This window comes from Micromonospora sp. NPDC005707 (assembly GCF_040631005.1).
GTDB lineage: Bacteria > Actinomycetota > Actinomycetes > Mycobacteriales > Micromonosporaceae > Micromonospora.
In genome coordinates this window covers 20,875-31,512 of the sequence record NZ_JBEXYR010000030.1, presented here as the reverse complement: position 1 = coordinate 31,512, position 10,638 = coordinate 20,875, and the positions used below count along the sequence as shown (strand labels likewise).

Here is a 10,638-nt window from a genome sequence, read left to right as displayed (position 1 = left end):
CGGCGGCTGGTGAGGAGGAGGTGTCGGGTGCGGCCGGTGGTGGTGAGGTGTTCGGCGAGCAGGGCGCCGAGGGTGCCGGTGCCGCCGGTGATCAGGACCGTCCCCTCCGGATCCAGCGCGGCGGGAGCCGCGGCCTCGACGGCCCGGTACCGGGCCAGCCGGGGGGCCAGCAGCGCGCCCTCGCGTACCGCCAGTTGTGGTTCGTCGGTCGCCGTCGCCGCCCGCAGCGCCTCCGCGCTGCGCGGGTGGTCGTCCGTGTCGACCACGACGAACCGGTCCGGGTGCTCGACCTGGGCGCTGCGGAGCAGCCCCCACAGCGCTGCCCCGGCCAGGTCCGACACCGCGTCGCCGGGACGGGCCGCCACGGCCTGCCGGGTCAGCACGACCAGCCGGCTGTCGGCGGCGCGGTCCTCCCGCAGCCACGCCTGCAGCGCGGCCACGGTCCGCTCGACCACCTCGTGCACGGCCGCCGGCTCACCCGTCGCCTCCTGAGCGGTGGCCCGGACGAGGACGGTCTCCGGCACGGGCTCGGTGGCGGCCAGGAGAGCCGCCAGGCCGTCCAGATCGAGGACCGGCGGCACGGCCGGCGGGAGCGCGCCGGTGGTGACCGCCGGCGACCAGGTCACCCGGTGGAGCAGATTCTGGTTGCCCGCGTGCCGTAGCTGCTCGGCCGGCATGGGGCGGACGGTCAGCCCGGCCACCGTCACGACCGGCGCGCCGGCGGGGTCCGTGGCGGTCACCCGGACGGTGTCCGGTCCCGTGGCGACGAGCCGTACCCGCAGTTCCCGGGACCGGGTGGCGTGCAGGGTGACGCCGGTCCACGCGAACGGCAGCCGGACGCCGTCGGCGTCGCCGGTCAGCGCGAGCGGGTGCAGGGCGGCGTCCAGCAGCGCCGGGTGGAGCCCGTACCCGTCGACGTCGACCTCGTCGGGGAGGCGGACCTCGGCGTGCACGTCGTCGCCGTCCCGCCAGACCGCCCGGACGCCCTGGAACGCAGGCCCGTATCCGAGACCGGCCGTCGCCAGGTCGGGGTAGGCGGTCGTCACGTCGACGGGGGTGGCCGTGGTGGGCGGCCACTCGGCCGGCCCGGCGTCCGGTTCCGCCGGGGCGGGGGTGGTGGTGAGGGTGCCGGTGGCGTGCCGCGTCCATTCCTGGCCGTCGCACCGGGAGCGGATGGTGACGGCGCGCCGGCCGGTGTCGTCGGGCGCGCGCACCTCGACCTGGAGCTGCACGTCGCTGTCGGTGTCGAGGGTGAGCGGTGCCTCGATGGTCAGCTCGTCCAGGTGCGGGTGTCCGGTGTGGTGGCCGGCGTGCAGGGCCAGGTCAACGTACGCGGTGCCGGGCAGCAGGACGGTGTCGGTGACGGCGTGGTCGGGGATCCACGGCTGCCGGTCGAGGGTGAGCCGGCCGGTGAACAGCACTCCCTCCTGGTCGGGCAGCTCGATCGCCGCGGCGAGGAGGGGGTGGTCGGCCGCGCCCTGGCCCAGGTCGGCCGGCTCCCCGGCGGCGGCCCGGGTGGTGAGCCAGTAGCGCCGCCGCTGGAACGGGTACGGGGGCAGGTCGATCGGCGGGATCACGGCGGGCAGCAGGGGCCGCCAGCTCACCGGGAGGCCGTGGGTGTGCGCGGTGGCCAGGGCGGTGGTGAGCTGGCCGGTGGTGTCGCGCCGCAGGGTGGGCAGGGCGACGATCTCGCGCTGGTCGGCGGTCTCCTCGATGGGTTGGATGAGGACGGGGTGGGGGCTGACCTCGATGAAGGTGGTGTGGCCGTCGCGTAGGAGTGCTTCGGTGGCGGTCTGGAATTGGACCGGGTGGCGGAGGTTGTCGTACCAGTAGTCGGTGGTGAGGGTGTCGGTGTCGATGCGGTCGCCGGTGAACGTCGAGTAGAACGCGACGTCGGCGGGGGCTGGGGTGACACCGTCGAGGGCGGCAAGGATCTCCTCGCGCAGTACTTCGACGTGCGGCGTGTGGGAGGCGTAGCCGACCGGCAGGATGCGGGCGGGGATGTCCTGCTCCTTGCAGTGGGCGACGATCGCCGCGACGGCGTCGGGGTCGCCCGCGATCACCGTGGCGTTGGGTCCGTTGACGGTGGCGATGTAGGCCCGAGGGGTGGCGCCGGGTCCGTCGGCGGTGGCGGCGGATTTGTCGGCGGTCGTGATGGTGTGCAGGAGTTCGGTGACCTGGTCGGCGGGTAGGGCGAGGGAGGCCATGTCACCCCGTCCGATGAGTGCCGTCAGTGATCGGGCGCGTAGGGCGACGATCTTGGCGGCGTCGTTGAGGGTGAGGGCTCCGGCGGTGTGGGCGGCGGCGATTTCGCCTTGGGAGTGGCCGATGACGGCGTCGGGGGTGATGCCGTGGTGCCGCCACAGCGCCGCGAGGCCGGTCATGACGGCGAACAGGACGGGTTGCACGACGTCGACGCGGGTCAGCCAGTCGGGGTTGTCGTCGTGCAGCACCTCGCGCAGGTCCCAGTCGACGTAGGGGCGCAGCGCCTCCGCGCAGGCGTCGAGGTGGGCGGCGAACACGTCGCTGTGGGCGGCGAGTTCGCGGCCCATGCCGAGCCATTGCCCGCCCTGGCCGGGAAAGACGAAGACGGTCCGGCCGGTGTGGGTGGCGGTGTGCTGGAGCAGCGCCGGATGCGGCCGGTCCTCGGCGAGCGCGCGCAGCGCCTCGGTCGGGTCCGGGATCGGCAGCACGGCGGCGCGGTGCGCGAACACCGCCCGGCCGCCGGCCAGCGCGGCGCCGACGGCCGCCCGGTCCACCTCGGGCCGCCGGGCGACGTACCCGACGAGTCGCGCGGCCTGGTCCCGAAGCCCGGCGGGGGTCTTCGCGGAGAGCAGCCACGGCAGCGGCACGGACGCCGCCGGTGCGGCCACCACCTCCGGCTCCGGGGCCTGCTCCAGGACGATGTGCGCGTTCGTGCCGCTGATCCCGAACGAGGAGACGGCCGCGCGGCGCGGCCGGCCCTGCTCCGGCCACGGTCGGGCCTCGGTGAGCAGGGCCACCGCACCGGCGTCCCAGTCGACGTGGCCGCTGGGCCGGTCGACGTGCAGGGTGCGGGGCAGCACCGCGTGGCGCAGCGCCTGGACCACCTTGATGATGCCGGCGACCCCGGCGGCCGCCTGGGTGTGCCCGATGTTCGACTTGATCGAGCCGAGCCAGAGCGGTTCGTCCCCGGCGCGCTGCTGGCCGTACGTGGCGAGCAGCGCCTGCGCCTCGATCGGGTCGCCCAGGGTGGTGCCGGTGCCGTGCGCCTCCACGGCGTCCACGTCGGCCGGGCCGAGGCCGGCGGCGGCGAGCGCCTGGCGGATCACCCGCTGCTGGGACGGTCCGTTCGGCGCGGTCAGCCCGTTGCTCGCGCCGTCCTGGTTGACCGCCGAGCCGCGGATCACGGCGAGGATCCGCCGGCCGTTGCGGCGGGCGTCGCTGAGCCGCTCCAGCAGGATCAGCCCGGCGCCCTCGCCCCAGCCGGTGCCGTCCGCCGCGTCCGCGAACGACTTGCACCGGCCGTCCGGCGACAGGCCCCGCTGCCTGCTGAACTCGAGGAAGATCTCCGGCGTGGCCATGACGGTGGCGCCGCCGGCCAGCGCGAGGGTGCACTCGCCGCTGCGCAGGGCCTGCACCGCCAGGTGGGTGGCCACCAGCGACGACGAGCACGCGGTGTCCACGGTCACCGCCGGCCCCTCGAACCCCAGCGCGTACGCCACCCGGCCGGAGGCCACGCTGGTGGTGTTGCCGGTCATCAGGTAGCCGGCCACCTCCGAGGCGCCGTGCTGGGTGGTGGGGGCGTAGTGCTGGGCGACGACGCCGGTGAACACGCCGGTGGGGGTGGCCCGCAGAGCCGCCGGGTCGATGCCCGCGTGTTCGAGGGTCTCCCAGGCCGTCTCCAGCAGCAGCCGCTGCTGCGGGTCCATGGCGGCCGCCTCCCGCGGGTTGATACCGAAGAAGTCGGCGTCGAACACGTCGGCGTCGTGGACGAAGCCGCCGTGCCGCGTGTACGTGGTGCCGATCCGGTCCCGGTCGGGGCTGTAGAGACCGTCGACCGGCCAGCCCCGGTTGGTGGGGAACGTGGACATGGCGTCGACGCCGTCGGCCACCAACCGCCACAGCGCGTCGGCCGAGTCCGCGCCGCCGGGGAACCGGCAGGCCATGCCGACCACGGCGATCGGCTCGTCGGTCGCCGTGGTGACCGGGGCCGCCGTGGTGGCCGGCCCGGTGCCCGGGTCGGTCAACTCGTGCAGGTGCCCGGCGAGCGCCTCGGCGGTCGGATGGTCGAAGACGAGCGTCGCCGGCAGCCGCAGCCCGGTGGCGGCGTTGAGCCGGTTGCGCAGCTCCACCGCGGTCAACGAGTCCAGCCCGAGGTCCTTGAACGGGCGCCGCGGGTCGACCGCACCCGCGTCCGGATGACCGAGCACCGCGGCGATCTCGGTGCGGACCACCCCGAGCAGGTACGGGCCGCGCTCGTCGGCGGCGAGCCGGGCCAGCCGCCCGGCCAGCCCGTCGGATCCGCCGGCGCCCGCGGCGGCCCGCCGGCCCGTGCCGCGGACCAGGTCGCGCAGCATCCCCGGGAGCGGCCCGGCGGCGGCCCGGGCGCGCAGCGCGGCGAGGTCGAGCGCGGCCGGCACCAGCGCCGGCCGGCCGCCGGCCACCGCCGCGTCGAGCAGGTCGAGCGCGGCCGGCGCGGAGAGCGGGCGCAGGCCGCTGCGCGCGATCCGGGCCTGGTCGGTGGCGTCGAGCTGACCGGTGATGCCGCTGGTGTCGGCCCACAGCCCCCAGGCCAGCGCGGTGCCCGGCAGGCCGGCCGCCCGGCGGCGCTGCGCCAGCGCGTCGAGGAACGCGTTCGCCGCCGCGTAGTTGCCCTGCCCCGGGCCGCCCAGCGTGCCGGCGATGGACGAGTAGAGGACGAACGCGGCCAGGTCCAGGTGCCGGGTGGCCCGGTGCAGGTGCCACGCGGCGTCCACCTTGGGCCGGAACACCGCCCGCAGCTGCTCGGGGCGCAGGGTGTGCAGCGCGGCGTCGTCGGTCACGCCCGCGGTGTGGTAGACGGCGGTGAGCGGATGCTCGGCGGGCACCCCGGCGACCAGCCCGGCGACCGCCGCCGGGTCGGCCGTGTCGCAGGCGGCGACGCTGACCGTCGCCCCGAGCGCTTCCAGTTCGGCGACCAGCTCCGGCACCCCGGGCGCCGACGCGCCGCGCCGGCTGGCCAGCAGCAGGCGCCGGGCCCGGCCGGTACGCACGAGATGGGCGGCGAGGAGCCGGCCGAGCGTGCCCGTGCCGCCGGTGACCAGCGTCGTGCCGTCCGGGTCCGGCGGCGCCGGCAGGGTGACCACCACCTTGCCGACGTTGCGCGCCTGCGCCAGGTGGCGGAACGCGGCGGGCGCCTCCCGCACGTCCCAGGCGGCGAACGGCAGCGGACGCAGCGCGCCCCGGTGGAAGAGGGCGGTGAGCTCGCCCAGCATCTCCTGGATCCGGTCCGGGCCGGCCTCCATCATGTCGAACGCCCGGTACGCCACGCCCGGGTGCGCGGCGGTGATCTCGTCCGGGCGCCGGATGTCGGTCTTGCCCATCTCGATGAACCGGCCGCCGCGCGGCAGCAGCCGCAGCGACGCGTCGACGAACTCGCGGGCCAGGGCGTCCAGCACCACGTCCACGCCGCGCCCGCCGGTGGCGGCCAGGAAGGCCGGCTCGAAATCGAGGGTACGGGAGGAGGCGAGGTGGTCCTCGGCGACGCCGAGGCCCCGTACGGCGGGCCACTTGCCGGGGCTGGCCGTCGCGTACACCTCGACGCCCCAGTGCCGGGCCAGCTGCAGCGCGGCCATGCCGACGCCCCCGGCGGCGGCGTGGACCAGCAGCGTCTCGCCGGGGCGCAGGCCGGCCAGGTCGACCAGGCCGTAGTACGCGGTCAGAAAGGTGACCGGCACGGTGGCCGCCTCGGCGAAACTCCACCCCGGCGGCATCCGGGTCAGCAGCCGCCGGTCGGTCACCGCGTACGGGCCCATCCCGCCGGTGACCAGGCCCATCACCCGGTCGCCGGGGGCCAGGCCGGTGACGTCGCCGGCCACCTCGACCACCACGCCCGCCGCCTCGGTGCCGATCAGCGCGCTGCCCGGATACATGTCGAGCGCCAGCAGCACGTCACGGAAATTGAGGCCGGCCGCGCGGACGGCCAGCCGGACCTGCCCCGGGGCGAGCGGCTGCTCGTCGGCGTCGCAGGGCACCAGCTCCAGGCTCTCCAGGGTGCCCGGCGCCGGCACGTCCACCCGCCAGGCGGCCACCCCCGCCGGCGGGGCGAGCCGCTGGCCGTCGGGAAGCCGCCCGAGCCGCGGCGCGTACGCCTCCCCGTCGCGGAACGCGAGCTGCGTCTCGCCGGCGGTCAGCGCCGCCGGGAGCGCCTGCCAGGAGGATGGCAGGCCGTCCAGGTCGGCGACCACCACCCGACCCGGGTACTCCGACTGGGCGGTGCGGACCAGCCCCCACACCGCGGCGCCGCCCAGGTCGTCGACGGTGTCCCCGGAGCCGACCGCGACCGCGCCCGCGGTCAGCACCAGCAGCGGCACGTCCGGGTACCGCTCGTCGGCCAGCCCGGACCGGAGCAGGTCGAGGACCTGCCGGGCAGACTCGTACGCGCCCTCCGGCACGTCCGTTCCGGTCTGCGCGGGGGCGGCGAACGCCAGCACGTCCGGCAGCGGCGCCCCCTCGGCGAGCGCCTCGTCCAGCGCTGTGAGGCTGTCGTACCGCAGGTCGGTGACGCCGTCGGGGACGGCGGCCGGGCCGACCAGCGCGATCCGGGACGGTGCGGGGCCGGCCGGCGGGCCGAGCGGCGTCCAGTCCACGGCAAGCAGGTCCCGGGGGCTGCCGCGCCGCTCACCGGGGCGGGGGGCGGCCCGCATGGCCAGCGCCTCCACGGTGACCACGGGCTGCCCGGCCGGGTCGGCCACCGCGACGGCGACGGCACCACCCGGGGCGGGGGCGACCCGGACCCGCACCACCCGGGCCCCCGTCGCGGCCAGGCTCACCCCGGACCAGGCGAACGGCAGCCGCACCGCGGGCGGCGCGCCGGGCGGGGCGTCCCGCAGCGCGCCCAACGCGATCGGGTGCAGGGCGGCGTCGAGCAGGGCGGGGTGCACCCCGTACCCGTCGTCCGTCACCTCCTCGGGGAGGACGACGTCGGCGTAGATGACGTCGCCGGCGCGCCACGCGGCGCGTACCCCCTGGAACGCCGGGCCGTACCCGACGCCGGCGTCCACCAGTTCGGTGTAGAGCGTGTCCACCTCGACCGGTGCGGCGCCCGGCGGCGGCCACGCCGCCGGGAACGGCTGCTGCGCGACCGGGGTACGACTGAGCGTGCCGCTGGCGTGCCGGGTCCAGGTCCCGTCCTGTTCCTCGGCGGCGGGCCGGGAGTGGATGCTGACCGGCCGGCGGTCCCCGTCCGGCGCCCCCACCTCGATCTGGAGGTCGACGGCGTGGTTGCCGGCGAGGGCGAGCGGCGCCTCGATGGTGAGGTCGTCCAGGTGGGGGTGTCCGGTGTGGTGGCCGGCGTGCAGGGCGAGGTCGACAAAGGCGGTGCCGGGGAGCAGGGCCGTGCTGGCGATGACGTGCTCGGCGAGCCAGGGGTGGGCGGCGGTGGAGATCCGGCCGGTGAAGAGGTGGGTGTCCGCGTCGGCGAGGCTGAGCGCGGCACCGAGCAGCGGGTGCCCGGCGCTGCTGAGGCCGAGGTCGGTGGCGTCGGTGACGGTGGCCGGCGGGGTGAGCCAGTACCGCTCGTGCTGGAACGCGTAGGTGGGCAGCGGCACGGTGGGTGCGGGTCCGCTGGGGAGCAGGGGCGCCCAGTCGACGGTCAGCCCGCTGGTGTGGGCGGTGGCGAGGGCGGTGAGCAGCGTTGTGGTGCCGTCGTGTCCGCGCTGCTGGGTGGGGATGGTGGTGATGTCGGTGAGGGTTTCCTGGGTGAGGGTGCTCAGGGTCGCGTCCGGGCCGACTTCGATGTAGTGGGTGACGCCGAGGTTGTGCAGGGTTTGGGTGCCGGCGTTGTAGGACACCGTTTCGCGGATGTGGCGGGTCCAGTAGTCGGGGTCGGCGAGTTGTTCGTCGGTGGCGAGCTGTCCGGTCAGGTTGGACACGATGGGGATGGTGGCTGGCCGGTAGGTGACCTGGGCTGCGGCGGTCCGGAAGTCATCGAGGATCGGATCGGTGTGTGCGGAGTGGAAGGCGTGGGCGACGTGCAGCTTCCGCGCTCGCACTCCCTGCTCGGTCAGCTGGGCGGCGATGGACTCGATGGCGTCGGTGTCGCCGGCGAGCACCAGTGAGGTGGGGCTGTTGTGCCCGGCCAGGCTCACGTCCGGATATGCGTCCAGGAGGGGTTGGATCCGGTCCAGGGGTGCGGTGACGGCGAGCATCGCGCCGGCGGGCATGGCGTGCATGAGTCGGGCGCGGGTGGTGACGAGGCGTGCGGCGTTGTCAAGGTCGAGGACTCCGGCGACGTGCGCGGCGGTCAGTTCGCCGATGGAGTGCCCGATGAGGACGTCGGGGCGCAGCCCGAAGCTGTCGAGGAGCCGGACCATGGCGACCTCGGCGGCGAACAGGGCGGGCTGGGTGTAGAGCGTCTGCCCGAGCAGGTCGGTGGACGTGCCGCACATGACTTCCCGCAGCGGGTGGTCCAGGTGCGGGTCGAGGGCGGCGCAGACCTCGTCGAGGGCGGCGGCGTAGGCCGGGAAGCGGGCGTAGAGGTCGGCGGTCATGCCGGGGTGCTGGGCGCCCTGGCCGGTGAACAGGAACGCCACCTTCCCGACCGTTCCGGCCGCGCCGGTGACCAGCGCCGGGTGCGAGCGGCCGGCGGCGAGCGCGTGGAGGGCGGCGATCAGGTCCGCGGCGGCGTGCGGCTCGGTGCCGGTGGGGCGCGACGCCGCTGGGACGATCGTGGCGCGGTGGGCGAAGGTGGTCCGGGTGGTGGCGAGGGCGTGCGCGACCTGGGCCGGGTCGAGGTCGGGGTGCTCGTCGAGGTGTCCGGCCAGCCGGGCCGCCTGGGCGCGCAGCGCCGCCGGCGTCTTCGCCGACAGCAGCCACGGCGCGGTGATCTCCGGGGCGTCGCCGTCCGCATTCCGCCCCTCCGGCGTGGTGCCGGCCGCCAGCTCGCCGGCTTCCGACGACCGGCTCCCGGCCCCGGCCGCTGTCGGGCGCGGTGCCGTCGAACGGGCTGCCGTCGCACCGGTTGCGGTCGGTCGGCCGGGCTCCGGGTCGTCGTCGATCGGGTCGGACGTCGGAGCTTGTTCGATGATGACGTGGGCGTTGGTGCCGCTGATGCCGAAGGAGGAGACGGCGGCGCGGCGGGGCCGGTCGTGGTCGGGCCAGGTGGTGTTCTCGGTGAGCAGGGCGACCGCGCCGGATGTCCAGTCCACCTGGGACGAGGGTGTGTCGATGTGCAGGGTCTTCGGCAGGGTTCCGTGGCGGATGGCCTGGACCATCTTGATGATCCCGGCGACGCCGGCGGCGGCCTGGGTGTGGCCGATGTTCGACTTGATCGACCCGAGCCGGAGTGGCGTCTCGCGGTCCCGCCCGTAGGTGGCGAGCAGTGCCTGGGCCTCGATGGGGTCGCCGAGGGTCGTACCCGTGCCGTGTGCCTCGACGGCGTCGATGTCGGTGGGGGTGAGGCGGGCGTTGGCCAGGGCCTGGCGGATGACCCGCTGCTGCGACGGCCCGTTGGGGGCGGTCAGTCCGTTGCTGGCGCCGTCCTGGTTGACCGCCGAGCCGCGGATGACCGCGAGGACCGGGTGGCCGTTGCGCTGGGCGTCACTGAGCCGCTCCAGCAGGATCAGGCCGACTCCCTCGGCGAAGTTCGTCCCGTCCGCCGCGTCGGCGAACGCCTTGCACCGGCCGTCGGGGGCGAGCCCGCGCTGCCGGCTGAACTCGATGAAGGCGCGCGGCGTCGGCAGGACGGTCGCGCCGCCGGCCAGGGCCATGGTGATCTCGCCCTGGCGCAGCGCGTGGCAGGCCAGATGGGTCGCCACCAGGGAGGACGAGCAGGCCGTGTCCAGTGTCACCGCCGGCCCCTCCAGCCCGAGGGTGTACGCGATCCGGCCCGACGCCACGCTCGTCGTGGTGCCGGTCAGCAGGTAGCCCTCGTACGACCGGGCCTGCTCGTGGGTGCGCGGGCCGTAGTCCTGCGCGATCACGCCGGTGAAGACCCCGATGGCGGCCCCGGCCAGGCGGGTCGGGTCGAGCCCGGCGCCCTCGAACGCCTCCCAGCTCGTCTCCAGCAGCAACCGGTGCTGCGGGTCCATGGTGAGCGCCTCACGCGGGTTGATCCCGAAGAAGTCCGCGTCGAACCCGCCCGGGTCGGTGAGGAACGCCGACTCGCGGACGTAGATCCCCCCGGCCCGGTCCGGGTCCGGGTCGTAGAACTCGTCGACGTGCCAGCCCCGGTCGGTCGGGAAGGGACCGACCGCGTCACCGCCCGCGACGAGCAGCCGCCACAGGTCGTCCGGGGTGCTGACCCCGCCCGGGTAGCGGCAGGCCATCCCGACGACGGCGATCGGCTCCTGCCGGCGTGACTCGACCGCCTGCAGCCGCTGTCGCGTGCTGTGCAGGTCGGCGGTCACCCGCTTCAGGTAGTCGCGGAGCTTTTCCTCGTTGGACATGTGGGGCCCC

1 protein-coding gene is annotated in these 10,638 nt (G+C 75.7%); it reads right to left on the bottom strand.

Going from position 1 to position 10,638, the window contains the following annotated elements:
- On the bottom strand, positions 1 to 10,628 hold a 10,628-nt coding region (locus ABZ452_RS31905; RefSeq protein WP_357951016.1), incomplete at its 3' end, for an SDR family NAD(P)-dependent oxidoreductase.
- Positions 10,629 to 10,638 lie beyond the last annotated feature (10 nt).